This window comes from Lentisphaera marina, from assembly GCF_028745505.1.
Classification (GTDB): Bacteria; Verrucomicrobiota; Lentisphaeria; order Lentisphaerales; family Lentisphaeraceae; genus Lentisphaera; species Lentisphaera marina.
This window is the reverse complement of record NZ_JAQZZL010000002.1, coordinates 259385-284758: the sequence shown is the minus strand read 5'-3', so window position 1 is coordinate 284758 and position 25374 is coordinate 259385. Positions and strand designations below refer to the sequence as shown.

Genomic DNA, 25374 nt, shown 5'->3' with positions numbered 1-25374 from the left:
TTTATATCTTAAAAGCCTTAGGTAAATTTTTAATTAAATAATCTGCCACTGCAAAAGAGCTTGTAAACCCTGGAGAAACGGTATTTAGAACATGCATAGTATTTTCTGTTGACTTAATAATGAAATCCATCTCCAATCGCTGTTCTTTTTTATTAAATAACTGTGTTCTGATCCCCACTTTATCACACTTTTCTAAATCGTAAGTACGTAAATTAGGTGCCAATACTTGCGCTGCTTTTATAAACTCACTCTTGAAGAATTGCAGAGCTTCATTATGTGCATATACTCTAAAGCCTTGAATATTATTTAGATACTGTCTACTAATAATACTCAACGATTTAAATGATTCACTAAAACTAAAACCATTCAAACCTTGATAATTTAATCTCCCAAAAGCGGGAACTGCTGATGGCCCAAAATAAATATTTCCCTGAATATCTTTAACAGAATGAATCCCCAAAAATGGCACATTCAGATCTGGAACTGGGTATATCAGCCCATTAAACTTAAGCTCACAAGCCTTGGAGAGCTTATAATAATTCCCCTTAAAAGGCAACATCTCATAATCATTAACTAACCCAAAGGGGTAAGCAACTTTATCGACTGAAAAACCGCTTGTGTTAAATAAAAAACCATATTTATATTTATTTCCACCCACAGATTCTACTGTAGATTTATCTGGATCTACTACTTGAACTTCGCTATTGCAAAAAATCATCACCCCATTTGAGCTTAATTTTGCACTCAGCTCCTCTAGGACCTTTTTAGGATTAACTACTGACGTATTTGGGGAATAAAGTGCAGTATCAAATTGAGCATTAGCTTCAGGTTCAATTTTTGCCAATTCGCATCCATTAATCAACTCAACTTCTGCTCCATTATTTTTACCGCGTTCACATAAAACATCTAGATAATCAATATCTTCAGCTACCTTTGGGATAATAACTTTACCTATTGCTTCACATGGAACCTTATTTTCTTCACAGAATTGCTTCATCTGCTTGGCTCCATCGGCGCAAAAACGAGCTTTCAGACTTTCTTCAGGATAATAAATACCCGAGTGAAGCACCCCACTATTCCTGCCACTACTGTGCAATCCAAGCTGACTTTCTTTTTCTAAAAGTATAATCTTTGCATCTGGAAACTTAAGATTCAATTTGTACGCCAAAGTCAAACCTATTATTCCAGCACCCACAATTAAATAATCACAATTAACCATAAAACCTAATCAAAGCTCCTTAACAACACTCGGCACTATGAAACGCCATAATACACATTTAGTTAAATATCCAGTAAAAGGATTCATTTGCTTCTAAACCTCTTGGTAAATACTTATTTTGCGTCGGCTGTACGGGGTCATACATACACACCAAAATCTTATCAGATAATTGACTATTAAAACTCTTCAAAGAATAAACTTGATGTCCAAGAAATCTTTCATGCTCATCATCGTAAACTGACTTTAATTCCATACCCCATTCTTTGACACCAAGATAAACGATCTCGGCGAGATCCCCTGCACCAAGGAATGAGACTTCTTTTACTCCGGATTCGGCAAGGTCGCGACAAACCTGAGAACTCAACTTGCGTGCTTCATGGTAGAAATACATAGAGAAATTTAAGAAGCCCATAGTTAGGCGAGCTTTCTCGGCTATACCTTTGGGTGTTAGGAAGTAATCCCAGCGCCGCGAGTGAACTTTCTTGATGTGAAGTAAGCCGCGCCCTGCCATCTTCTTTAACACTTCATGCGCCAACTTAATACTACAGCCAAGTTTTTCGGCTGCAATTCGATTGCTCAAACAGGGAGTTTCTTCCACGTGTTTAAGGATTTCGAGTTCTTGGAGTTCTTTTTTTTCTATCATCATTTTTAAAGGAAGCCTATTGAGTTAGCTCAAAAAATGAACTAAGATAGGAGCTAGACAGGCTCCGCATCAAAACTGTCTTTCTTGGACACAGCATTGATTATCGTTTCTTTTGGTAAAGATAATTAAAAAAACGATACTAATCAAGAGCTAACAAGAATAATCCCTGAAATAAAATGTCTTTGCACCACTAATCTTCACTGATAGACACTAATTGAGAACGAGCTGAGTACAGATAAGTAATTCTTAATCGGAACGAAGGCTGGAGGGGCAATTGTGAATTTTGAAGAAAAAGATCAAACCACGAAGTACACGGAAATACACGGAAGAGTTGGCGATAATTTTAAATTGTGAATTCTAAATTTTGAATGAAGAAAAGAATGTCATCCACGAGGGTTTTAACCCGAAATAAAATAGAGTGCGGCGTGAGCCACACGTCAGTATGAATATTAATGTGAGGGCTCACTTGTGAGTCCGAAATGTCGTATGTCGGATCCAAATTTGGACCCTTGGTTAATTTAAATATTATAATCATCCACCTCACGGTGGACGCTCTTGTCTATCGGTACTTCGTAACTACAAAATCAAATCAAGCAAGACTTTAGCACAATTTATAAATAGAAGGACAAAGATAAATGGAGTTTTTCCAGAGCATCAAAAATCTTGATCTAATTCATTGCCGGATTAATAGCGCTTATTTTGGAGTGAAATTAATCTTGAAGCCAAATTTTGAGCCGATTTTATTAAGCGTTTTGAGTGTTGGGTTGGACTTATCATTTTCCAGTAAACTGAGTGCATTGACTGTTAAACCAAAGAGCATCGCAAAATCTTTCTGATTAAGGCCTATACTTTTGCGCATAGTTTTTATTGCTTCACCAATCTCACAGCGATTATTAATTAAATCATTCTGGAGGTCGTCAATGATTGCCTTTCGATCTTTTGGCATTTTTAGAGCTCCTCTAATTTTTTCATTTCACTTTCAATTATTGCTAGGCGTCTCTCAATGATAAATTCATCCACATGACTAGCTCTCAAGATTTGCATCAAATCTCTTAAAGCCTTTACAAAGCCTCTGAATTCATCCGTAATACTTACAACATAAATTGAAAGTTTTTGGACAATACAGCCCCAAGAAGGTTTTCCACTCACTTCATGCCCAAACCAAATCGAGCGACGCATAAAAATATCATTGGGGTCATAAAACATGGGCGCAAAATCATAAAGTGCTGAGAGCCGAACTTCACCGTCCTTCTTGATCATAGCTGAATTTCTTCCGTGATTATCAGGATTGCCTAATAAAATATTGAGTACATCACGTTTCAAAAACTCTAAAACGTCCTCACTCGGTGAGGTCGAGTACTTGGCAATCATTTCACAGAAGAGGAAATTATCAGACATCTGTCCCCGCTGACTTATTCCTGCGATAGAATAGAGAGACTCTAGGCCATAGTAATAAACTTCCCCCTCTTTCACTTCACGATCAAAACGAGAAATAAAAAGCGCACCTTCCTTAAAGTAGAGCTCTTCGCCCACATTTAATCCTAAACAACGAGCTACCTCATAATAAGCGGCCTCGTTTTTCAAGACATCAAAATCGGCTTGGCTTTTGCCTCGCGGAAATTTAACAATGTAATGTTGTTGGATTTTATCCACGGGAACCAGACCTGAATCAACGTAAAAACGCCCCTCAAAATCTTTCAGAACTAAAAACTTCGGAGCATCGCCTTGAACATCCGTGGCACCATCAATTTGAACCCCACACAGCTTTGCATAATTAAGAAAATTTTCGTTTTTTTTAATTATATCCTCTTCTGAAAAAGCTATAATTTGTTGATCAGCAATACTGCTAAGAAAATCTTTTGTCAATTCTCCACTTATACGCAAATTTCCAATGGGATTCCATGCACCAACTTGAAGTAAGAAGTCATCATCACCACGCCCATATTTCTCAAGTAAAAACCGCTTACCATTACCCGAAGGCATTAAATCCAAGATGAATGCAGGCCAGTCTTCAAATTTATAAAATTCAAAACTACAATCTAAAGACAAACTTAGACGATTTTCAGCGCTATTATCGATATATTCAAAAACATAGTCCATATCATATTCTAGCAATACGGCATGATCAGTTTTTTCGATATTTGCCATAAGCCTATACTTTTGTTGTGCATTGTCAAAAATGTAAACTTCGTAAATCATAAGATACTAATATAATGGGTTAAATAATATCGACATATATAATTATATACTAATATTTTAGTATATCAAGAACATAGAATTTTGGAAGAGCGATTTTCAATTCTAAATTTTTAATGGAAACAAAGAAAAACTAAAGAATGGAACCACGGAGTGCACGGAAATACACGGAAGAGTTGGCGAAGATTTTAAATTGTGAATTCTAAATTTTGAATGAAGAAAAGAATGTGATCCACGAATTTAATAGATTAACACGAAGAAATACATACGCACTAAGTGCGTTAACTTACTTCAGCTTTTTAGACGTGGTTTGATAAACAAAGTAAGCGGTATTGGAGAGCCAAAGCAGCTTTTGCTTGGGTGTCATTTTTTTAAAGTCTGTGTGACCATCAAAATCTTTCTCAGAGCATTTTTTTAATATGTCTTGCTTATTCATTGATCAATCTCTTAAGTTCTAATATATCTCTTTGATCCTTATCACGAACAGGCTTAACTTCTTCTTTCATCTTAATCAAGGCTCGAATATCAACTACCTTCAGAACCTCATTAGCAGTGATTTCATATTCATCAGAAGTCTCAATTAAACAATCGTATAAATCTTCAAGAAACACATCAATTTGCTTAAATGGGTTATCTATATCAATAAAAGTGAAAACGACGGCATTCTTTTCTTTAATTAAGAGCTCTCTTATTTCGTGATTCAGTAAAGACTCAGGCGAAATTGGTGCACGAGGCTGCATACTTAAATCATTCATGATACCGAGAAATTTTTGGACATTTGCTCTATCAAAATTGAGTGCAATATCAATATCCATTGTCAAACGTTCCACGCCGTGTAAAACCGCCGCTACTCCACCGCATACGACAAAATCTATTTTCGCTCGACACAAGCCAGTTAAAATCTCTAAAATGTATTCTTTGGAATTCATAGAGATAAAATATAACTACTAAAGTAAAAAGAAAGATTAATTAACAAAACATGAGTCGAATAACTTAGCCAAAGAGGGCAACTTTGGATTTTGGATTAAATATAGAACAAAAAAATCCCCAAGCATGAAGTGAGCTCCTCTACAAAGAGCGTTAACTCCGAAGCAGCTTTTAAAATAGATTTTTGCAAAAGAACTTTTATTTTTTGACTTATGGCGTATTTTTGCGAACTTATAACAAACACTAGATAATCAGGACAAGTATACAATGGCTAATATTGAAGCTAAACATGCTGACAACATCCCAGGTGCTTTTTACTGCACGGATCCGGATGATGATAATGGAGAAGGTTGCATCGCTTGCGGCCTCTGCTACGGAGCTGCCCCAGAATTTTTCCAAGAAGATGATGCAGGCAACGCTTATATCTTCAAACAACCAGAATCGGATGACGAAGTTGCACTCTGCCAAGAACAACTGGAAGATTGCCCCGTTGACTCAATCGGTAACGATGGTTAATTCAACTCATCGTTGAATTAAAAAAGCTCGCTTTTCGGCGGGCTTTTTTTGTGCTTTTTAAATATGAACTTTTATTAAAGGACACATGTTTCAGGTAAAAGGCAAGAGGTAAATGAAGTATCAAGATCGCTACACTGTAGATCGTTCGCAAGCTCACTGCAGATCGCTCACTTCATGAGCTGAAGAAAAAGCTAAAATTATAGTACCTAAAGCACCGAACACAGAGAGCAAACAACTCAGCGCGGAGCGCGTTAGGCCGAAGGCCGCATTCTCAGCGCGGAGCGCGTTAGGCCGAAGGCCGCATTCTCAGCGCGGAGCGCGTTAGGCCGAAGGCCGCATTCTCAGCGCGGAGCGCGTTAGGCCGAAGGCCGCATTCTCAGCGCGGAGCGCGTTAGGCCGAAGGCCGCATTCTCAGCGCGGAGCGCGTTAGGCCGAAGGCCGCATTCTCAGCGCGTAGCGCGTTAGGCCGAAGGCCGGTTTCTCAGCGCGTAGCGCGTTAGGCCGAAGGCCGGTTTCTCAGCGCGTAGCGCGTTAGGCCGAAGGCCGGTTTCTCAGCGCGTAGCGCGTTAGGCCGAAGGCTGGTTTCTCAGCGCGAAGCGCGTTAACTCAGGCCGAAGGCCGCATTCTCAGCGCGAAGCGCGTTAACTCAGGCCGAAGGCCGCATTCTCAGCGCGAAGCGCGTTAACTATTTATCTGAGCGGCCGTATTTATCTTCAAGACGAATAATATCATCCTCTCCGAGGTATTCACCTGACTGAATCTCGATAATATCTAATTCAACTTTACCAGGATTTTCGAGATAGTGAACCGTACCTTTAGGGATATAAACTGATTCATTTTCGTGAAGAAAAATTTCCTTATCGCCTACCAGAACTTTGGCTGTACCACAGACAACGACCCAGTGCTCCGCACGATGATGATGTAATTGTGTCGAGAGCTTTGCCCCCTGTTTTACAACAATCCTCTTAACTTTATACCGAGCTCCCTCGTCTATTGTCGTATAATTACCCCACGGTCTATGAACCGTACTATGTAGATCGAGCTCTTCTCTGCCCTTTAACTTAATCAACAACTGCTTAATAGAATCAATTTTGGAGCGGTCAGCAATAAGCAAAGCGCTTGGTGTGTCAATAATAATCAAATTCTCCACTCCGAGAGTCGTGATTAAGCGTGAATCACCTTGGATATAAGAGTTTTTTGTATCGACGCAAACGGCATCCGTTGAAGCCGTCAATGCATTGCCATCACCATCTACACTAGCATCCTTATACACGGATTCCCATGAACCGAGATCATTCCATCCCGCATCTAAACTAACCACAGCTGAATTTGTCGTGTTTTCCATGACAGCATAATCAATTGATTCAGAGGGGCAAGCACTAAAAAGTTTTTCATTGAGACGAATAAAGTTTAAATCTTGTGCTGAAGCTTCGTATGCCAAACGACTCGCCTCATAGAGTTCGGGTCGGAATTTTTCGAGCTCACTCAAATAAGTAGAAGCCTTGAAAACGAACATCCCACTATTCCACAGGTAATCTCCGCTTGCCAAGTATGATTTAGCCGTTTCCAAGTCAGGCTTTTCTCTAAATTCATTTATGGAATAAGTGCCATCTCCAAGAGCTTCACCTTGTTGAATGTAGCCATAGCCCGTCTCAGGATGAGAGGCAACAATCCCAAAAGTAACTAATTTGCCTTGTTCAGCCAAAGCAACTGCTTTATCAATGGCTTGATGAAAAACTGGAATATTTTTAATATCATGATCAGCAGCTAAAACTAGCAACAAAGCATCTTCCGATGATTTCAGCGCATGAAAAGCTGATGCCGCAATAGCAGGAGCCGTATTTCGCCCCACAGGCTCTAGAATTAAGCCTTGAGATTTAAGGTTGATTTGACGTAATTGTTCTTCAGCCAAAAAACGGTGTTCATCATTGCAAAGCAAAATGGGCTTATCTAAACTCGCCAAGCCCTCCAGGCGCTGAAGCGTCAACTGCAGCATACTTTCTTCAGCCTCCAAAAGAGGTAAAAATTGCTTGGGGTACATTGATCTAGACATGGGCCAGAGACGCGTTCCAGAACCACCTGCTAAAATAACGGGAACTAAATTGTGATTATTTGATTTATTCATGACACTCCTTTGGATTTTTAATATCCTAATTGATCTAAGCCAAATACGCAAGTTTAAGTCTTAAGAAGCGACTAAAAAATCATTGTATTTCCATCAGAATCGTACGACAAAAAAGATTACTCATCTTGAGTACATAAAACACAAACTAAATGAAACAGCCATAATTCAATAAAGTTGACCGCAATCTAATCATAAGTTCACATCAGAATTATTGTATCCCGTCATTAAGCAAATATTATCTTCTAAGCAATTATCAATAAAGGAATCCAACATGCTTTTCAATCGACTCATCTGCTTTTCTTCAATTCTTTTTTTAGCCCTTGGATGCTCAAATAGCAACAAGCCTACTGAACTTGAGACAACTAAGCCAAATAAAGAACAGCACATTCACCATCACACACATACTCCTCACCATGGAATTGAGGCTAAACTATATTCTAAAAAACAATTCGCGGGCATTATTGAATTAAAGCTGCACGACGACAAAGGCGACCTTGAACTTTGGTTAACAAATCACGACTCCGCTCACTCGCCACTCGATTTAGCTCTAGACACAAAAATCACAGTTACCTTCATTTATTTGAATAAGAAAGAAGTTCAACTTCAAGTTAGAAACACAAAGAATAATGAAGATGAAGATGGCATAGGCAATATAAGAAAAGGAAAAACTAATTACTTTATTTTTCCTGGAGACAGAAAAGAAGATAGCAGCTTTTTAATTGGCAAAGATTTTTCTGCCCAAGTTCAACTTAACTTCACTCATGAAGGTCAAGTTTATCAAAGTAATACATTTGAGTTAAAACCTCACGTCCATTAAAATGGCCGCAAGCTATTCAGCACTAAGATCTTTTCGCTGCAGCTTTTAATAAGCGATCCATAATGGCTGCGGCTAGATCTTCACCCTCGAGTTCATAAACATAAATCACATCAAGGCCTAAAGAATCGAGGCGATGTAAGGCAGAAAATAGCTTGTGAGCAATCGTTTTAAAATCTTTATCATCGCGGCTTAGAACTTCTACTTCATCGGCATCAATGACTGCGGCCCCAATTTGTAAAAAACCCACACTCTTTGATTGTGACTCTAGTGGCTGCTCACCTTTCTTTAAAACAATTAATTTTGTATTCGGCGCATAATGGCTAGCGAGTTGGCCTGGTGCCAATGGTCTTTCAAGAACTGCTTTACCGAATTTCACTTCGGCAGTCACACGGCGAATATCCTCGGCACTAATTCCGCCTTGTCGCAATAACACAGCTTCACCCTGGCTGCAGTCAACAATTGTCGACTCAATCCCCCAATCACATTCGCCACCATCTAAGACAATCTCGACTTCTTCTCCCAACTGGGCATTAACATGCTCCGCAGTCGTCGGAGACAAATAGCCAAAGGGATTGGCACTTGGTGCTGCAACAGGTATCTTAGCTGTACTTAAGAGTGCTAGAGCCAAAGGGTGTGCTGGCATGCGAATGGCAACAGTATCCATCCCAGATGTAATCAAATCTGGAATAATCTCTTTTTTCTTAAAAACAAGAGTTAAAGGCCCTGGCCAGTAAGCTTCAGCTAAATCCAAAGCCACTTTCGGAATCTCTTGAACTAAATCATTCAGTTGACCCATCTCTGCTATGTGAACAATGAGCGGATCATATTTGGGACGTTTTTTAGCTTGGAAAATTTTTTCACAAGCCTGTGGCGAGAGAGCATTTGCGCCAAGACCATAGACAGTCTCTGTTGCAAAAGCTACTAAGTTATCATTGTTTAAATGCTCAGCAGCTTTTTTTATATTCTCCTCTGTACCACGGAAAATCGCCATGAATCTTAAGCTTTATCCTCAGCTTCCATCTTGGCTGCTTTTTCGAGAACCATTTCATCCATGCCTTTTTTGTAGGCAATCATTTTTTCGCGATACTCTGGAAATTTACCACCAAGCATCTGGACTGCTAAGAGACCTGCATTTTTGGCATTATTGATTGCGACACTCGCAACGGGAACTCCGCCGGGCATTTGGACGATAGAGAGCAATGAATCAAGGCCTTGTAAATTTGAGCTGCGCACTGGCACACCAACAACTGGGAGAGGAGAAATAGCCGCTACCATACCTGGCAAGTGAGCTGCACCACCTGCACCCGCAATAATCACTTCTAAACCACGCTCAAGGGCTGATTCTGAGTATTTATAGAGCTTATCTGGCGTTCTGTGTGCTGAAACAATGGTGATTTCATATGGCACATCAAATTCTTTCATGATTTCGCGTGCAGCATCCATAACTGGCAGATCTGAATCACTACCCATGATAATTCCAACAAGTGGCTTCGACATAATTTACTCCGAGATAACTTTTAAATTTTTCTTAACGATCAAAGCCTTTTCTAAGGCCTCTTCTAAACTTTCTGAAGTCACAGTCACGTGCCCCATTTTGCGAAATCCGCGAGTCTCTGCTTTTCCGTACATATGCAATGAAACTCCGGGGATGTGAAGACAAACTTCTAAGCCATCCAAAATAGGCTCTCCATTGTGACCCGGCTCACCCAAAAGGTTATACATCACACATGGGCGCATTTGATCGGGTGAACCTAGAGGCAAACCCGCCACTGCGCGTATATGCTGTTCATATTGACTCGTCACACAAGCTTCAATTGTGTAGTGACCCGAATTATGCGGACGTGGTGCGACTTCATTAACGAAGACATCTCCAGCTTTGTCAACAAACATCTCAACGCCGTAAATCCCTACGCCACCGAGTGCTTCAATTGTCTTTTCAGCTAATTCGCGCGCTTTCTTTTCAAGTTCTTGAGAAATTCTTGCTGGCACAATACAGAGATCGAGAATATTGGAACGATCATCAAAAGTCATTTCAGTCACTGGATAGGAGATAATCTCTCCATCAATTCCTCGCGCCACCATAAGGCCGAGCTCCATCTCAAGATCGACCATCTTCTCGAGCATACAATCCCCAGACAACTTTTCTGCAAGAGCATCTTCATTTTTCATGACCAAGACACCCTTCCCATCATAACCACCCTTACGAGTTTTCTGAACTAAGGGGAAACCAAAATTTGCGAAGTCCGCATCTTCTTTGAGCTCGATAAACGCCGGAGTACTCAAACCCGCTTCTTCTATACATTGCTTTTGCAGAAGCTTATCTTGTATCACTGACAAGACACGAGGATCCGGATGGATTTCATGACCTTCGTCAGAAAGCTCTATTAAAGTTTTTGTATCCACATGCTCAAGATCATAGGTGCAGACATCACATGCCTCAACGATTTTCCTCAAACTCTCTGAATCATTCCAAGAACCGATAATTTGTGAATCAGCTACTTGCGCTGCAGGAGAATTCTCTCCTGGATCTAGCACAATAACATGAAAGCCCATCTTTTTGGCTGCTTGAGTCATCATACGACCAAGTTGACCGCCACCAATGATACCAATTGTTTTCATATTCATTTCTCAACATTAAATTTTTTGCTCCAAAATAATGGACTTTCTCTTTTCTTCAAAAGTGTAAACGATTTAGCTGAAAAGTTTTTCTATCAATGAGTAAGGCAAGAACTCACACAAACTCCATTTATTAAAAATTTCTCTTGGGATTTTCGTATTTTTTTTGTGGACAAATCATTTTTGACAACCATCTTGGCGCAAATAATCCCAGGAAGATATTTTAATGAGCAAAAACCATCATCGCGGCGGCCTACCATGGCTTTTCAACCCCTTTGAAATAAAATTCAGTGCCTACTCGGGCTCTGGAAAAACCACTTTAATTTGTCGATTAATCAACGAAATGCACCAAGATTATGATATTGCTTATGCAAAATCAGATGCTCATCGTTTTGAAATGGATAAACCACGCAAAGACACACACCAAGCACAAATGGCTGGTGCTCAAGCCGTCGTTATTAACAATCCAGAAGCGCGCGCTAAACTAGAAAAACGCCCTGCTAATGAAATCTGGCGAAGCCTCAATCTCCTTGAATACGACATCGTTTTTGTCGAGGGCTACAAAAACCACACTCAATCGCCCCGCATCCTGCTCGTCAACGACAAGATGCTCGAAGAAATTGCCGATAAAGACCTAGAAAACGTCATCGCTTTTACTGGCCCAGCGAGTGAACGTCCTAGTGGCCTACCTACCGAAATTCCCTATTTCCATCGCGACAATATTGCTGCCATCAAAGAACTCATCCTCAAAACTTTTGCTTCCCGAGTCCCAAAAACTAAAGGCTTAGTCCTTATTGGTGGCCAAAGTCGCCGCATGGGCAAAGATAAGGCGAACATGAAGTTTACTGAGAAATCTATGGCACGCCAGGCCTATGACTTACTAAAGGAAAAATGTGACGAGGTTTACCTCTCCGTGCGCGATGAGCAACAGAGCCTTCCAGAAGACTGTCAGGGACTCCCCATCATTACAGATCAACTCAGAGACATGGGCCCTACCGGCGGTATTTTGTCTGCCTTTAAGCAAGACTCTTCCAGTGCCTGGACGGTAATGGGATGTGACCTCCCCTTAGTTACTTCTGAAACTCTCGAAAAACTTTACGAAGGTAGAAATTCTCAGCGCTATGCAACTTGCTTTAAATCTAAATCAGACAGCATGCCCGAACCTCTTCTGGCAATTTATGAACCCAAGGCTCAAAATCGTTTTTATCAATTCCTTGCCACCAACCGTTTATGCCCAAGAAAAGTTTTGCTCAATTCATCTATAGAACTTTTGGAACAAGGCGAGTATAATTACCTAGACAATGCTAATACTCCGGAAGACGTCGAACGCATCCAAGAACAATTACTTAGAGATTAAGATGAACACTTATCACCTTCAATACTTCAGCCTACTCGGGGACTTTACAAAAAAGAGTTGCGAAACTCTGACTAGTAAAGCGAGTACCCCCTCAGAGCTTTATGCTGAAATTGAAGCCCTCTATTCATTTTCTCACGGCAAAGATAATTTCCGAGTTGCCATCAATGATGAATTCGGCGAATGGAATAGTGTCTTAAACGATGGCGATAATATTGTCTTCATCCCACCAGTGGCAGGTGGTTAAATGTCCAACTTCTTGATCTCAGCAAAAGCAATTGAAGATATTGACATCGTAGAAAAAGTCTCTACTCGTCAGTCAGGTGGCTACGTTATTTTTGATGGACGTGTTCGCGACCACAATGAAAATCGCGATGTGACTCATTTACAGTATCAAGCTTACGAAGCTCTAGCAGTTAAAGAAGGCGAACGCATTATTGCAGAGGCCTTTGAAAAATTTAATATTCATAAAGTTTTTTGCGTACATCGCACTGGTGATCTTCAGATTGGAGACTCAGCAGTCAGGCTAATTGTCAGCGCCAAGCATCGTGGCACAGCCTTTGATGCTTGCGAGTTCATTATAGACGAACTCAAAATTCGCGTTCCGATTTGGAAAAACGAGCATTACACTGACGGCTCTAGCGGTTGGGTGGAATGTCACGAATGCTCAAAACATGCCCATCATCACAAGGAGTCATAAATGTCAGAATTTTCACATGTCGATAAAGAAGGCAAAGTCAATATGGTTGATGTCGGTGACAAAAGCATACAAAAACGCGTTGCCATAGCTAGTGGCCACATAAGCCTAAATAGCGAAACCTTGACTAAGATTAAAGATAACTCGATGAAAAAAGGTGATGTTTTAACCACGGCTAGAATAGCAGGTATTCAAGCTGCTAAGCAGTGCTCCGACCTGATCCCTCTCTGTCACACCCTACTTCTTAATAAAGTATCTGTAGACACAAAGCTCACTGAAGATGGCGTTAAAGTTGAAGCCCTAGCACGCTGCAATGGCCAAACCGGTGTAGAAATGGAAGCTCTAACGGCAGTTTCTATAGCCCTACTCACTATTTATGATATGTGCAAAGCCGTTGACAAAGAGATGATCATTTCTGAGGTCCAGCTTCTCGAAAAAACTAAAGAAGATCTTTAATCAGCTAAAAGATAAAAACATCTTCAACTTTTCTACATCCTCAACTAAGTGAGCCCAATTCTGATAGCGATCGTCGTAATCGCGCTGCATCATTTTTGCTAAGATTTTTGAAAACTCAGGGCTCACATCCTTATTGACTTCATGCGCACAGGGAACTTTACCATGGAGCACTAAATCAATCACTTCTTCTGCATTTTCACTATGGAAGGGGAATTGCCCCGTCACTAAATGAAAACAAGTGGCTCCCAAAGAATAAATATCTGTCCTATAGTCTGGGTTGCTTTCTCCACTTACTATTACGGGACATATATACTCAGGTGTGCCAAAAGTAATATCTGTATCATTTTCAATTGGATGATTATAAATGTGCGCTAAACCCCAGTCAATCAATACAATTTTATCATCTTCTGTCGCCATAATATTGGCAGGCTTAATATCGCGATGAATCGCTCCAAACTTTCTCCAGACGTGATCTAACAAATCTGCCAAACGAATAATCAAATCCAGAACATAAATTTGATCTAAAACTACCTTTCGTAACAAGAGGGTATCCAAACCTTCTCCCTCGACATAATTCATGGCTAAATAATAATAATTATGATGCTCATTAAAGCCCGCAAGTCGAGGTAGGCATTCATGCTCAAAGTGATCCATGATATAAGCCTCTTGCTCAAAAAGCCTAAAAGCATATTGACTATCTATATCAGTATTGAGAATTTTTAAGGCTACTACTCGTTCCGTTTTTAGGGAATGCCCATAATAAACTTCCCCCATGGCACCTTTCGCTAACCAACCATCGATTAAATAAGGACCAACTTGTTCACCTGCATGAAAAGATGGAGCTGGGCAAATAACTCCCGTTTTACAATAAGGACAAACCATCCCGTAGCCATAATTTTCTTGCGAAACACGCAGTTTGTGAAGACAGGAATCGCAATGGAATGGCATAAAAAGACCAACTGCTTTCTCTATCGGTGAGGCTCTATTATAGGACTTCTTTTTTATTTTCATTCAATTTCCCAGCTTTTGTACGAAGCTTAATATGGCTTGAGACTTTGCAATCATCAATATGAATTGTATTTTCGGGGCTGATTAGTGATCAAATTTAACATAAATTAGACATTCAATTCTTAACTTTAATTAATTGTACAAATTTTAAGTGACTATGGATAATCGAGACACAGAAACACAAGATGAAATTGATGTTGCTTCCGCCTTCATCAAACCTCTAAAAAATGAAATCGCAAAAGTCATCTCTGGACAAGAAAAACTAATAGACCGACTCATCATAGGCCTCATCAGCTCTGGCCACTTATTAGTCGAAGGCGTCCCTGGCTTAGCAAAGACCCTTACAATTAACACTCTAGCTCAAGCTATCACCGCCGATGCTAGCCGCTTACAGTTCACTCCGGACCTGCTCCCCGCAGATATAGTGGGCACCTCTATTTACGATCCACGCGAACATAGCTTCTCAGTCAAGAAAGGCCCCATCTTTGCCAACCTCGTACTGGCCGACGAAATCAACCGTGCCCCTGCAAAAGTTCAGTCAGCTCTACTTGAATGTATGCAAGAAAAGCAAGTCACAATCGGTAACGAAAGTTTTCAACTCCCCGAAACTTTCATGGTAATGGCGACTCAAAATCCACTTGACCAAGAAGGCACCTACCCCCTTCCTGAAGCGCAAATGGACCGTTTCATGATGAAAGTCCTCGTCGATTACCCAGATCGCCATAACGAACTTAACATACTCAAAAACATGGCCACACCAAAAGTTTCTATAAAAGCTGAAGCTGTTTGCAGCACCGATGATATCCTCCGCGCGCGCAACATGCTGGACAAAGTTTTTATCGATGAGAGCTTACAGGAATATATAGTCGATATCATCATGGCTACTCGCCCTGGAATGAGCGACCAACTTTCCCAGCGTCAGCAACAGGCGAATCTAAAATCACTCCCCGACTTAGTCGCATGTGGTGCTTCTCCTCGAGCCACTCTGAGCCTGACCTTAGCAGCAAAGACCCATGCTTTTTGCCAGGGCCGCAATTACATCCTCCCCGATGATATCCTTGCCTTAGCTCCCGACGTGCTTCGCCATCGTATTATCCCTTCTTACGAAGCTGAAGCCGAAGGCCTTAGTAGTGACAAATTAATTCAACTCATCCTCAGCGAACTGCGCGCACCCTAGGCATGCTTAATCCACGGGAACTCATTTCCGCCGTTAAAAAACTGGAAATCAAAACGCGAAAAAACGTTGATGAGCTCACTGGCGGCGCTTACCACTCGGTCTTCAAAGGTCGAGGCATGGAATTTTGCGATGTTCGCGAATATTCCCCTGGGGACGATGTACGTACCATTGACTGGAATGTCACTGCACGTGCGGGCCATCCTTATGTCAAACAATTTACTGAAGAGCGCGAACTCACTATCAATCTTTTAGTGGACATTTCTGCCTCTGCTGATTTTGGTGGCAATAAAACACGTATGCAAAATGCCATTGAAATCGCCATGCTTATTGCTTTTAGCGCCATTCGCAATCGCGATCGCGTGGGACTCATGCTTCATAGTGACGAAGAAGAATTACACTTGCGCGCCAAACGCGGTAAGCAACACATCCTGCGCCTAGCTAGAGAACTCATTGTCCACCAAAGGAAAAGTCGCAAGACAAACATCAAACAGCTACTTGATCGCTTGATGCAAACCCAGAAGAAAAAATCTGTCGTATTCCTCATCTCAGATCTCATGGACAGCAATTATGAAAAGAGTTTGCGTGCAGTCGGAAAAAAACACGACCTCATTGTCGTAAATATTCTTGACGAATTTGAAATTAATATTCCGAAGCGCCTTCCTCCTTTGCTAATGCAAGATGCTGAATCTGGCCTGCTCGACTTCTTTAAGCCCAATGCAAAAATTCATACTTCGGCACAACAGTTTATTGAGCGCAATAAAAGGATTTGTATCGAAGCAGGTGCGGACTGGATGCTCTTAAAAAACACTAGTGACCCGACTACTGAATTAATGAAATTTTTCGGCCGTAGGAATCAGCGCAAATGAAAAAGCTTGGACTCCTCTCCCTCATTAGCTGTTCTGTTGTCTTGCTCACAGCTTCACTCTTTTATTGGATTAGGTGGCAATCGCGCTTTCAAGCCAAAGTCATCTCAAGCACAAGCGATAAAACATCTTATTTTATTGGAGAAAACATTCGTATTAAAAGTGAGATCAATCTTCCCATACAATGCTATTACGATGTAGAAAACTATGAGCTTGAAGAAGGCCTAAAAGAACATGAGACGGGCACCTCTTTCATACGTGATTCTATCAATAAAGTAAGTCTAAATGAAAGCTTGTTTGCCATTAAGCCAGGCACTTACAAAAACCTTCAACGCACCATTATAATCAACAGTGCCCAAGGCAGTCAAAAGCTCACCATAAATTATCCCGAGTTCAAAATCAGCGCACGTGAACTAGATCTCCAATCACAAGCCAAAAGTTTTGCGGAAATCACTTTGGAGCCCAAACAAAAAGGCCTATCTGTTGCTATCACACTTAGCATCATCATTGCTTTAAGTTTGATCTTCACTTTAGCATTTCTCAAAAAACTTCCCGCAAAAACACTTTCTGCAAAAGAAGCTTTTATTCAAGCGATGCAAAAAATCTTGCTCTATGACGAAAATTCCACCAGTGCACCCTTGGTCTCCGTCCAAGACCACACCCGTTCACTGCTTGCTCATCGCTACGACGAAAACTTTCTTCATGCCCCCATCGAAACACTCCCCTGGGATAAACTTAGTGAAAACGACACCCAAATGCTGCGATCTTATTTGGATCGTATTTTCACAGCACGTTTTCATCAAGAAAAAATTCCCAAAGACGAATTCCAGGACATGGTCAAGAAGCTCATTACTTGGGCTCAAAACATAAAAGACGAGGGTGAAAAATGAGTTTTCAGTACCCATGGCTCCTACTTTTACTCATTGTCCTCATACCTTTATTTTGGAGACAACTTCGACTTAAGCCACCTGCCGTCAAAGTTTCATCACTCCCACATTTTACCGGAAAACACGGCAGTGAACACCGGCCTTTTTCCCGTTTTCTCATCCCCATTTTCTTTGAGTTCTTAGCTCTCACACTAATGATCATTGCCTTTGCCCGTCCTCGCACAGGAGAAGAAAACTCTTATAGCTATAAAGATGGCGTCGATATCGTTTTTTCCTTAGACATCTCTGGCAGTATGAGTTCATACGACCAACCTGATAACATCCCCAAAGATCGACGCGCCGTTGCAGAGGCCATCAATAACAATGAACTCCACCCGCGTTTGCACTATGCAAAAAAAGCTATTTCAGATTTCATTGACAAACGTAAATCTGATCGCCTTGGCCTCGTCGTGTTTGGAGCCGAAGCCTACAGTGTCTGCCCCCCCACTAACGACCATGAATACCTCCAAGCTCGACTCAAAGAAATCAGCACAGAATATTTAGGGGATTACAATCGTCAGACCAATATCACCGCAGCCATAAGCGGCGGTCTAGCTCGACTCAGAAAATCCGCTGCGCCGAAAAAAATCATCATTCTTGTCACTGATGGCAGTCACACCGCAAGCACTGACTTAACACCACGAATGGCTGCCAAAGCCGCAGAAAAATCCGATGCGATCATTTACACCATTGGCGTTGGCAATGAATTGGCCTGGACTGTTGAAAACTTCTTTGGCTCATCTCGTTTAAATGCCAGCAACTCCGACTTTGACGAGGAACTTTTGAAGGAAATTGCCAAAAAAACTGGCGGCCTATACTTCTCTGTGCGACAAGCCGACCAAATGGAGGAAGTCTTAAAGAAAATTGACGCCTTAGAGAAAGTAGAACTCAAACATTTTCACAACATCAAATACGCCGAGCACTTTGCCCCCTTTATTTGGGCCTCGCTTGTTTGTTTAGTTATTGCCACCTTCTTATCTCATTCCCTATTCATGAGGTATCCATAATGATCCACTTTAAAAACCTTGAGCTATCCACTTATTTAATTGCCATTTTAGTTTTTGTATTGCTATGTTTAATTTTTGGTAATAGTCACCGCCGCAAAGTCATTAAGCTCCTGAAAAAAGACTATGGTTTTGATTTAGTTAAAATGAGTCTTTTATCACAGTCTCGTCGCCGCATTCGCTATGTCTTGTTATTGCTAAGCACGGCCATTTTATGCTTTTGCCTACTTCGCCCCCAAGGTAAAGAAGTTGCTCAAGAAAAAGAGAGCTCAAGCCGATCAATTTTATTTTTAGTGGATATCTCTAAGAGTATGAACGTAAAAGACATGAATGAACAAAGCCGTTTAGAGTATTCCAAATGGTGGGCCAAAAAATTAATGAACGACATACCTGGCGATCGCTTTGGCTTAATCACTTTCTCGAAGATTGCCAATATCGAATGCCCTTTGACGTCTGATCCCGAAATGGTTTTACTCTACCTCTCTGATCTCAATAGCTCTTTACTTCCAGGTGGTGGAACTAACATAGCTGCAGCCTTAGACCATGCGCAAAAGCAGTTCAAAGAAAATGAACGCGACAGTCGAGTCGTCGTCCTCTTGAGTGATGGTGAAACTGATGGCGATAAATGGCGCGAATCCTTAGATGCACTTCAAAAGAAAAAGATCCCTGTCAATGTCATTGGCCTCGGTGATCCCGATCGTAAAGGTTTAGTACTCGATGAAAAGGGCCATCCCATTCGCAATTCAAAAGGCAATTATGTCATGAGCCTAAGTGACACGAGCACTCTTAAACAAATCGCAGATGAAACTGGGGGGACTTATATCCCTTGGGATCCAGAAGCTCCTCTTGAATCCGGTCACAGCACGATTGAAAGCCTCATTAGAGAACTCGAATTTGACGAAAGCAAAAAAGAGCAAGTTAAAGTTCGTGAAGAACTCTACTTCTTTTTCCTTCCCCTAGCCATTTTACTGCTTTGCATTCGTCTTTGTTTATCTGAAACCAAAAACGCCTCTGAATCAGGAAAACTGCTGCTGTTCATTATCTTCTTTAGTTTCAACATGAACCTTGATGCGCAAGCCCAGCTCCCGCAAATTGCTCCCACTCCAGCACCACAAGTGGATCCAGAAGCGATAAAGCAAGAAATCCTTAGACTTGAAACAGAAATCCAAGACCCCATCATTGAACTCCAATCCTATAAGCGCGCCCTAAAAATAGAAGAGCAATTCCAAGAGCACCCTAACATTATTGCTGAACATGTTGAAAAGCATTACCAAAGTGCGGCAAAACACCCCGAACTCCACTTAGCGGCTACCGCAAACCTGCTTGCTTTTCGTCACCGCAAGGCTATGCAAGGCGAACCCGCACAACAAAGTCAAGCATTAGAAAAGGTCATCGATGATTACATCGACCTAATCTCACAATACCCAGACAGCTCTCAAGTACAGGAGAATTTAGACCTAGCTATCCAACAAAAGCAAAAACTAGATCAGCAGAATAAAGATCAGCAGAATAAAGATCAGCAGAATAAAGATCAGCAGAATAAAGATCAGCAGAATAAAGATCAGCAGAATAAAGATCAGCAGAATAAAGATCAGCAGAATAAAGATCAGCAGAATAAAGATCAGCAGAATAAAGATCAGCAGAATAAAGATCAGCAGAATAAAGATCAGCAGAATAAAGATCAGCAGAATAAAGATCAGCAGAATAAAGATCAGCAGAATAAAGATCAGCAGAATAAAGATCAGCAGAATAAAGATCAAAAAGTTGACCCTAACGAACAAGGCGCTAATGACAAAGAGCAAAGTAAACAAAAGCAAGAACAGCCCGCAAAAATGACGCAGGATGAAGCCAACGCTGCTTTCCAAGACGAGCTCAAACGTCAGCAACAATTACGTGACCTCATACGCCGCAATCGCGAACAGCGCAATAAAAGGCAATACTTTAATCCAGAACAGGACAAGTAAGAATGAAAGCACTCACTTTAATCTTAGTCTTTTTCACCTGTCTTCTCTCGGCAGAGATTCGCCATCAGTACACCCTACCTAATAATACTGATGAACTGGGCCAACTTTATATCAATAGTAATGAAGATTTAGGGACTCCCACTCTCCCTAAACTCGATGGCTTACTATGGGGAAGTCCTTCTATTTCAAGGCAGACACAAATCATCAATGGTAGACGCTCAGATTCCAGTAGCCTTCGAGTACCTTTCAAAGTCCTCAAAACTGGTAAGTTTATCATCCCTTCATTTAAGCTTGGAAGTCATACCATTCCCGCAATAGATTTTAAAGTCGAAGCCAGCCCTTATGACGAAGCTTACTTCATCAAAACGAACATTGATAAAGAGAGTGAATCACTCTATCCCGGCCAGCACTTTCGCATTAAAGTGGACATTTATATTGATACAAACTACGCCTCTCAAGGGGACTTTATCACACCTGAACTCAGCTCAAAAGGGCTGAAATTTCGTAGTTTTGCCAACCGTAGTACTCATAACCAACACATTGAAGATGTTGAACAAAAAGAAGTAGAGATCAAAGGAAAGACATTTCATCGCATCAGCTTAAGTTATGTGGCCAGCTCACTGATTAATGGTGAATACGATCTAACAGTTGATCATAATATCCGACTCATCAAGCGCTCGGGCACCCCTGGAGCCAATCGTGCCGTCGTGCTCCAGCGCCAAAGTAAGTTAGCAAAGATCAAAATTAAGCCTTTGCCTCCTGCACCACTAGACTCCATCAATACCAGCTTGGTTGGTGAGTGGAAATTGAGTACTTCTTTAGACAAAAAAGAAAGTAAAGTGGGAACTCCCTTCACCTTGAAGTTCACTTTTAGGGGCAATGATGGCGACCCTGAGCGCTTCAACATAAGCCAACAAAGCTTTAAATATTTTCGCCTTTTGAGCGAAGATCGCAAAATTAAAGATGAATCACTCGACAACTTATCGGCGACAAAAACTTTTGTACTCGCCGCTCTTGGTAGCGATGTAAAAATCCCAGAAATTAAATTTGCTACTTTCAACCCTATAAAAGAGCAATACGACATCCACAAAGCTGAGTTACCTGCCATCAAATTCATCGGTAATAAGTTTACAGAAAAAAAAGCTCCTCCCATAAGACCAAGGAATACTAAGGACAAAGAAAGCGCCCCAAAAGAAGTGCTACTCGATAAGGAAGTTAAACTTCCACTAGTTAGCAATCTGCACCCCATTCTCTTTGTCCTAGCAAGCTTATTGAGCTTAGCCTATTTCCTCAAAAGCTATACACACATCCAACTGAGTCCTCGTGCGCAAAACCAAAAGAAAATCCGCCAAATTCGACGACTCCTAAAAAAAGCTTCCCCCGAAAAAACTCAAATGATCTACAAAGATCACCTCATCCCACTTCTCAAGAAAATCTATTCACTTCCCTTAGGTGATAGTAACTCACAACTCATAGAGAAGATCTCTAAGAATGATCTACAAAAGATTTTATTAGATTATGAAAACCAACGCTTTCAGGCTGATAGTAGCAAGAAGATCAGCGGCAAAAACCTCAGTCGCGCTCTCAAAGGCCTCAGCTTTCTTTTCATCTTCTCTTTCTCTTTAAGCAATCAAGCTCAAGACCAAAACTTAAAAATGAGTCAAGAATATATCCAGTTACTTGAAAGCGAACCAGAAAGTATCCAACACACTTTAAACGCCGCTTTTGCACTCAAGGAAGAAAAACAGTACGCTTTAGCTTATGCATATTGCCAAAAACTCTCACGAATGGCTCCTCGCTTAGAAAAACATAAAGCATTAGAGCAAGCACTTTGTAAAACGCTCAAAATCAAAGTGACCTCACCTCCTCTTCTTCGTCCTGATGAACTATGGTCCATTGCCATTACTTTGTGGATCATAGCTTTCACGATACTTTGCGTTTTTCGCAAATGTCCAAAAGCTATCACTTTTACACTTTTATTCGTTGCTTTACTCAGCACTATTTATTCCTATCAACTGAAGCGAACTTATTGGCATAGTCATCAGTATCTTGTCATTAATAAAGACGTCAAAGCCTATGCACAGGTCAATAGCAAGAGTAGCGAAAGATCACTTCCTAAACTAGCCATGTACGAGGCACTAGCGTTTAGTTCGCAGCGAATACTTGTCAAAAACGAGACGAGCAAAATATGGGTAGATCGCCAAGACCTATTTAGAATTTGGTAGAGCCTAATTACAGCAGAGCTAGAAAATTTTAAGAGCTAGGTCATTGTGACTTTTTGATATAAAACACAAAGCCTTATGACTAGCCCTGCCAAAAACATCTATTTCCTCAAACTTCAAGAGTTCTATTTACCTCTCGCTGAATTGGAAAGCCAAAGCTTTTTTGGCTTTGAAATCTCCAGCGATCAACGCTTCGTTTTCAGCAATGAACAAGTCGACATCAGCGATTCGGCTTTCTTCGATTGGGGTGGAGAGATCATTATCCAAGAAAGTAATTTCGAGGCTTACCTCGAGGCACTCAAAAATGCCCAGGTTCAAGTTTGCGATGCCCGCATCGAAACCCCCTCTGCAGGTAAGCACCCAAAAATCAAAAAAGATGTTCTTTTCGAAGTCCTAGAATACATAGAAGGCACCTTTAATTTAAGCCAACCCAAAGAGCGCTACGCTATTTGCCGCGATCACGAGAATTGGTATTTTGTCAAAATTTTCACCGAGAAATTGAACCGCATGTTCGAACATAGTAAAAAACCTGCGACCTTTTCATCTGCTCTTAATTCAATCAGTGCTCGCGTTGCCATTAACATCCTTAAAAGTGCTGGCCCAGAATTCTTAGATTGTGGCTGCGGATCAGGCAGCCTCACCCTAGAAGCTTGTTACTCAGGGCTTAAGACCACCGCTATTGATCGATCAGCGCAAGCCATTTCTATGACTAGCGAAAACTTAAAGCACTTCAATTACAGCGCTGAAGTCCACAACAAAGAACTAAAAGATTGGACTAGCAAGCATGATTCAGCCGTCATTGACTTCCCCTATGGATTTTCTTGTACAAGAGATGAAGAAGATGAACTGCAAAATTTAAGTTTGCTCTTTCCACTTGTTTATCAGAGTGTATTTTTCTCATCAACCGATTTACGTCCACAAATGGAGGCAATCGGTTACCAGATTGTTAATCATAAAGTTATGAAGTACCCGAATGTCACTAGACACATCATCCACGCCATCGCCGGAAGAACCTAGCTTTTCTATAGAAGCCATAGGTTTTATCAATAGCGATCTCAAAGAAAAGTTTGGCACCCCGCGTCAGCCGGGACTCTGTCCTTCTGTGGTCAGTAGCATTATCCTAGAAAACTCAGCCTTTAATCGCGAAGCGATAACAGGTCTTGAAAACTGCTCTCACTTGTGGATACTCGCTTGGTTCCATAAAAACAAAGACATGAAAGCGCGATCATTGGTACGTCCTCCTCGATTAGGCGGTAATACTAAAGTAGGCGTTTTCTCGACTCGTTCCCCCTATCGCCCCAATCCCATCAGTATCTCTGCTTGCTCCCTCAAGGGCATTGTTATCAAAAAAAATAAGATCCATATCGAGATCAACGGTTGTGATTTAGTTCATGGCACACCCGTTATTGATATAAAACCCTACATACCCTATGCAGATGCTATTGATGAAAGTTCTGCTGGCTGGGCCGATGAAGACTGGCCTATTCTCGAAGTCTCTTACTCGGCTCAGGCTCGAGCTATTTTAGACAAAAACCAAATTGAAGATGGGCTCACAGAAATCCTCTGCCAAGACCCTCGTCCTGCCTACCAAAAGAAAAACGAAGGGAAGGTTTACACTTTCCAGTTCAGGGATTTTGATATATCTTTTGAAACAATTAATGAAACTCATATTCGCGTCGCAAAAATAACTCCACTGAAGGTTAAAAATGAAAAATAAACTCAGATTTGCATTCCTAATTTGCTCAAGCTTATTTTACTTCTCATGCCAAACCAATCCCATGACGGGACGGAGCCAGATGGTTCTTTATTCCAGTGACAAAATGCTCAACCTTTCCGAAGAGCAGTATGCAAAAGTCTTGAAAGAATCCAAAATTTCGAAAAGTGCACAGGAAAAAGAACGCCTGCAGCGCGTCGGCAAAAGAATTTCCAAAGCCGTGGATGATTACTTAAAAGAAAATCGACTGGAAAACAACTTCAAATGGGAATTTAATCTCATCGACGATAAACAGGTTAACGCATGGTGTATGCCCGGCGGGAAAATTGCTTTCTACACTGGCATTTTACCCGTCACAAAAGATGATGATGGCATGGCAGTCGTTATGGGCCATGAGATTGCCCACGCCGTAGCTGAACACGGTAATGAACGCATGAGTCAAGCGATGCTTATTAACGGCGGTTTGATGGCCGCCGCCATTGGCCTTGAGACTTCCGATGCCGTTGATGACGATATTGGCAAAGCCATCCTCATCGGTGCGGGTGGTTTAGCCAGTGTGGGAGTTGCCTTACCAAATTCACGTACACAAGAGCTCGAAGCGGATTATATGGGGCTCGTTTTCATGGCCAAAGCTGGCTACAATCCCGAGCGTGCGATCACTTTCTGGCAGGACATGTCGAAAGCCGGAAAAGGCAAAAAACCACCAGAATTTTTATCCACACACCCAGAAGATAATCGTCGCATTGACGAGATCAAAAAGTATCTCCCAAAAGCAATGTATTACTACAGGCAGACGCCTCAATACCAAGAACTCGAAAGAAAAAAGTTACTTCCAAATCAGTAAATACAAAAAGTCTTTTTTCCTATCCATCATTGCAAAAAAACTTTCTTAAAGTACTAAGAGGGAGAACATTTTTGAATTTAAATTTA

At 41.2% G+C, this 25374-nt stretch carries 25 protein-coding genes; 15 read left to right on the top strand and 10 right to left on the bottom strand.

All coding sequences use genetic code 11. From position 1 onward, the window contains the following. Position 1: 1 nt before the first annotated feature. From lhgO to PQO01_RS12205, 5 genes are all read right to left on the bottom strand, one after another. Positions 2-1219 (bottom strand): L-2-hydroxyglutarate oxidase, encoded by a 1218-nt coding sequence (gene lhgO / locus PQO01_RS12225; protein WP_274314314.1) that lies wholly within the window; start codon positions 1217-1219, stop codon positions 2-4. 58 nt (positions 1220-1277) lie between these two features. After that, positions 1278-1865, bottom strand: coding sequence for a helix-turn-helix domain-containing protein (locus PQO01_RS12220; protein WP_274314313.1), 588 nt, complete (start codon positions 1863-1865; stop codon positions 1278-1280). A 691-nt stretch (positions 1866-2556) separates the two neighbouring features. After that, entirely contained in the window at positions 2557-2808 is a 252-nt protein-coding gene (locus tag PQO01_RS12215) for a helix-turn-helix domain-containing protein (RefSeq protein ID WP_274314312.1), read from the bottom strand. Between the two features lie 2 nt (positions 2809-2810). Continuing rightward, positions 2811-4010 (bottom strand): type II toxin-antitoxin system HipA family toxin, encoded by a 1200-nt coding sequence (locus PQO01_RS12210; protein WP_274314311.1) that lies wholly within the window; start codon positions 4008-4010, stop codon positions 2811-2813. 476 nt (positions 4011-4486) lie between these two features. Next, positions 4487-4987, bottom strand: coding sequence for a hypothetical protein (locus PQO01_RS12205; RefSeq protein WP_274314310.1), 501 nt, complete (start codon positions 4985-4987; stop codon positions 4487-4489). 265 nt (positions 4988-5252) lie between these two features. Between PQO01_RS12205 and PQO01_RS12200 the strand changes: the two genes are divergently transcribed. Then, positions 5253-5501, top strand: coding sequence for a ferredoxin (locus PQO01_RS12200; protein WP_274314309.1), 249 nt, complete (start codon positions 5253-5255; stop codon positions 5499-5501). 685 nt (positions 5502-6186) lie between these two features. On the opposite strand, the gene PQO01_RS12195 is transcribed toward PQO01_RS12200, so the two are convergent. Then, positions 6187-7626: a mannose-1-phosphate guanylyltransferase/mannose-6-phosphate isomerase gene (locus tag PQO01_RS12195; protein WP_274314308.1), complete on the bottom strand. Its 1440-nt coding sequence runs from the start codon at positions 7624-7626 to the stop codon at positions 6187-6189. Between the two features lie 271 nt (positions 7627-7897). Here PQO01_RS12195 and PQO01_RS12190 point away from each other — a divergent pair, with 271 nt between their 5' ends. After that, positions 7898-8443, top strand: a complete 546-nt coding sequence (locus PQO01_RS12190) for a hypothetical protein (protein ID WP_274314307.1) — start codon at positions 7898-7900, stop codon at positions 8441-8443. A 22-nt stretch (positions 8444-8465) separates the two neighbouring features. Here PQO01_RS12190 and PQO01_RS12185 read toward each other — a convergent pair whose 3' ends face one another. The 3 genes from PQO01_RS12185 to purK are packed head-to-tail and all read right to left on the bottom strand — an operon-like array spanning position 8466 to position 11062. Beyond that, complete coding sequence (locus PQO01_RS12185; RefSeq protein ID WP_274314306.1) at positions 8466-9434, bottom strand: L-threonylcarbamoyladenylate synthase; 969 nt, start codon at positions 9432-9434, stop codon at positions 8466-8468. Between the two features lie 5 nt (positions 9435-9439). Beyond that, positions 9440-9940 carry a 5-(carboxyamino)imidazole ribonucleotide mutase gene (gene purE, locus PQO01_RS12180; RefSeq protein WP_337994452.1) on the bottom strand — a complete coding sequence of 167 codons (501 nt, stop codon included), beginning with the start codon at positions 9938-9940 and terminating at the stop codon, positions 9440-9442. A 3-nt stretch (positions 9941-9943) separates the two neighbouring features. Further along, positions 9944-11062 (bottom strand): 5-(carboxyamino)imidazole ribonucleotide synthase, encoded by a 1119-nt coding sequence (gene purK / locus PQO01_RS12175; protein WP_274314305.1) that lies wholly within the window; start codon positions 11060-11062, stop codon positions 9944-9946. Between the two features lie 223 nt (positions 11063-11285). Between purK and PQO01_RS12170 the strand changes: the two genes are divergently transcribed. Genes PQO01_RS12170 through moaC form a run of 4 tightly spaced genes read left to right on the top strand, consistent with a single transcriptional unit; the run spans position 11286 to position 13566 of the window. After that, a complete protein-coding gene (locus tag PQO01_RS12170) occupies positions 11286-12416 on the top strand; it encodes a molybdopterin-guanine dinucleotide biosynthesis protein MobB (RefSeq protein ID WP_274314304.1) in 1131 nt (376 codons plus the stop codon). 1 nt (position 12417) lies between these two features. Further along, the gene (locus tag PQO01_RS12165) at positions 12418-12660 is read left to right on the top strand and encodes a MoaD/ThiS family protein (protein ID WP_274314303.1); all 243 of its coding nucleotides are present in this window, start codon (positions 12418-12420) and stop codon (positions 12658-12660) included. Then, on the top strand, positions 12661-13113 hold the full coding sequence (locus tag PQO01_RS12160) for a molybdenum cofactor biosynthesis protein MoaE (protein WP_274314302.1): 453 nt from the start codon (positions 12661-12663) through the stop codon (positions 13111-13113). Next, on the top strand, positions 13114-13566 hold the full coding sequence (moaC, locus tag PQO01_RS12155; protein ID WP_274314301.1) for a cyclic pyranopterin monophosphate synthase MoaC: 453 nt from the start codon (positions 13114-13116) through the stop codon (positions 13564-13566). On the opposite strand, the gene PQO01_RS12150 is transcribed toward moaC, so the two are convergent. Continuing rightward, positions 13567-14577, bottom strand: coding sequence for a serine/threonine protein kinase (locus PQO01_RS12150; protein WP_274314300.1), 1011 nt, complete (start codon positions 14575-14577; stop codon positions 13567-13569). A 154-nt stretch (positions 14578-14731) separates the two neighbouring features. On the opposite strand from PQO01_RS12150, the gene PQO01_RS12145 reads away from it, so the two are divergent. The 9 genes from PQO01_RS12145 (at position 14732) to PQO01_RS12105 (ending at position 25288) form a co-directional block, all read left to right on the top strand. Further along, complete coding sequence (locus PQO01_RS12145) at positions 14732-15751, top strand: AAA family ATPase (protein ID WP_274314299.1); 1020 nt, start codon at positions 14732-14734, stop codon at positions 15749-15751. Positions 15752-15753: 2 nt separating this feature from the next. Further along, entirely contained in the window at positions 15754-16617 is an 864-nt protein-coding gene (locus tag PQO01_RS12140) for a DUF58 domain-containing protein (protein ID WP_274314298.1), read from the top strand. Further along, a complete protein-coding gene (locus tag PQO01_RS12135; protein WP_274314297.1) occupies positions 16614-17504 on the top strand; it encodes a hypothetical protein in 891 nt (296 codons plus the stop codon). Before PQO01_RS12140 ends, PQO01_RS12135 begins: the two co-directional genes overlap by 4 nt. After that, the gene (locus tag PQO01_RS12130) at positions 17501-18547 is read left to right on the top strand and encodes a VWA domain-containing protein (RefSeq protein ID WP_274314296.1); all 1047 of its coding nucleotides are present in this window, start codon (positions 17501-17503) and stop codon (positions 18545-18547) included. The genes PQO01_RS12135 and PQO01_RS12130 overlap by 4 nt, the downstream gene beginning before the upstream one ends. Continuing rightward, positions 18547-20508, top strand: a complete 1962-nt coding sequence (locus PQO01_RS21710; protein WP_274314295.1) for a VWA domain-containing protein — start codon at positions 18547-18549, stop codon at positions 20506-20508. Before PQO01_RS12130 ends, PQO01_RS21710 begins: the two co-directional genes overlap by 1 nt. Positions 20509-20510: 2 nt before the next feature. Next, a complete protein-coding gene (locus PQO01_RS12120) occupies positions 20511-22733 on the top strand; it encodes a BatD family protein (RefSeq protein ID WP_274314294.1) in 2223 nt (740 codons plus the stop codon). A gap of 75 nt (positions 22734-22808) precedes the next feature. Continuing rightward, positions 22809-23747, top strand: a complete 939-nt coding sequence (locus tag PQO01_RS12115; protein WP_274314293.1) for an RsmD family RNA methyltransferase — start codon at positions 22809-22811, stop codon at positions 23745-23747. Then, positions 23704-24447, top strand: a complete 744-nt coding sequence (tsaA, locus tag PQO01_RS12110; protein ID WP_274314292.1) for a tRNA (N6-threonylcarbamoyladenosine(37)-N6)-methyltransferase TrmO — start codon at positions 23704-23706, stop codon at positions 24445-24447. The genes PQO01_RS12115 and tsaA overlap by 44 nt, the downstream gene beginning before the upstream one ends. Continuing rightward, positions 24437-25288: a M48 family metallopeptidase gene (locus PQO01_RS12105; RefSeq protein ID WP_274314291.1), complete on the top strand. Its 852-nt coding sequence runs from the start codon at positions 24437-24439 to the stop codon at positions 25286-25288. Before tsaA ends, PQO01_RS12105 begins: the two co-directional genes overlap by 11 nt. Positions 25289-25374: the final 86 nt, after the last annotated feature.

Bases quoted from the DNA above. Each gene is read 5' to 3' on its own strand.
- PQO01_RS12145 (WP_274314299.1), top strand. From the start codon at position 14,732: ATGGATAATCGAGACACAGAAACACAAGATGAAATTGATGTTGCTTCC.
- PQO01_RS12140 (WP_274314298.1), top strand. From the start codon at position 15,754: ATGCTTAATCCACGGGAACTCATTTCCGCCGTTAAAAAACTGGAAATC.
- PQO01_RS12160 (WP_274314302.1), top strand. From the start codon at position 12,661: ATGTCCAACTTCTTGATCTCAGCAAAAGCAATTGAAGATATTGACATC.
- PQO01_RS12205 (WP_274314310.1), bottom strand. From the start codon at position 4,987: ATGAATTCCAAAGAATACATTTTAGAGATTTTAACTGGCTTGTGTCGA.
- PQO01_RS12220 (WP_274314313.1), bottom strand. From the start codon at position 1,865: ATGATGATAGAAAAAAAAGAACTCCAAGAACTCGAAATCCTTAAACAC.
- PQO01_RS12210 (WP_274314311.1), bottom strand. From the start codon at position 4,010: ATGGCAAATATCGAAAAAACTGATCATGCCGTATTGCTAGAATATGAT.
- PQO01_RS21710 (WP_274314295.1), top strand. From the start codon at position 18,547: ATGATCCACTTTAAAAACCTTGAGCTATCCACTTATTTAATTGCCATT.
- PQO01_RS12150 (WP_274314300.1), bottom strand. From the start codon at position 14,577: ATGAAAATAAAAAAGAAGTCCTATAATAGAGCCTCACCGATAGAGAAA.
- PQO01_RS12200 (WP_274314309.1), top strand. From the start codon at position 5,253: ATGGCTAATATTGAAGCTAAACATGCTGACAACATCCCAGGTGCTTTT.
- PQO01_RS12115 (WP_274314293.1), top strand. From the start codon at position 22,809: ATGACTAGCCCTGCCAAAAACATCTATTTCCTCAAACTTCAAGAGTTC.
- PQO01_RS12185 (WP_274314306.1), bottom strand. From the start codon at position 9,434: ATGGCGATTTTCCGTGGTACAGAGGAGAATATAAAAAAAGCTGCTGAG.
- PQO01_RS12120 (WP_274314294.1), top strand. From the start codon at position 20,511: ATGAAAGCACTCACTTTAATCTTAGTCTTTTTCACCTGTCTTCTCTCG.
- PQO01_RS12130 (WP_274314296.1), top strand. From the start codon at position 17,501: ATGAGTTTTCAGTACCCATGGCTCCTACTTTTACTCATTGTCCTCATA.
- PQO01_RS12135 (WP_274314297.1), top strand. From the start codon at position 16,614: ATGAAAAAGCTTGGACTCCTCTCCCTCATTAGCTGTTCTGTTGTCTTG.
- purE (WP_337994452.1), bottom strand. From the start codon at position 9,940: ATGTCGAAGCCACTTGTTGGAATTATCATGGGTAGTGATTCAGATCTG.
- PQO01_RS12105 (WP_274314291.1), top strand. From the start codon at position 24,437: ATGAAAAATAAACTCAGATTTGCATTCCTAATTTGCTCAAGCTTATTT.
- PQO01_RS12195 (WP_274314308.1), bottom strand. From the start codon at position 7,626: ATGAATAAATCAAATAATCACAATTTAGTTCCCGTTATTTTAGCAGGT.
- PQO01_RS12165 (WP_274314303.1), top strand. From the start codon at position 12,418: ATGAACACTTATCACCTTCAATACTTCAGCCTACTCGGGGACTTTACA.
- moaC (WP_274314301.1), top strand. From the start codon at position 13,114: ATGTCAGAATTTTCACATGTCGATAAAGAAGGCAAAGTCAATATGGTT.
- purK (WP_274314305.1), bottom strand. From the start codon at position 11,062: ATGAAAACAATTGGTATCATTGGTGGCGGTCAACTTGGTCGTATGATG.
- PQO01_RS12190 (WP_274314307.1), top strand. From the start codon at position 7,898: ATGCTTTTCAATCGACTCATCTGCTTTTCTTCAATTCTTTTTTTAGCC.
- tsaA (WP_274314292.1), top strand. From the start codon at position 23,704: ATGTCACTAGACACATCATCCACGCCATCGCCGGAAGAACCTAGCTTT.
- PQO01_RS12170 (WP_274314304.1), top strand. From the start codon at position 11,286: ATGAGCAAAAACCATCATCGCGGCGGCCTACCATGGCTTTTCAACCCC.
- PQO01_RS12215 (WP_274314312.1), bottom strand. From the start codon at position 2,808: ATGCCAAAAGATCGAAAGGCAATCATTGACGACCTCCAGAATGATTTA.
- lhgO (WP_274314314.1), bottom strand. From the start codon at position 1,219: ATGGTTAATTGTGATTATTTAATTGTGGGTGCTGGAATAATAGGTTTG.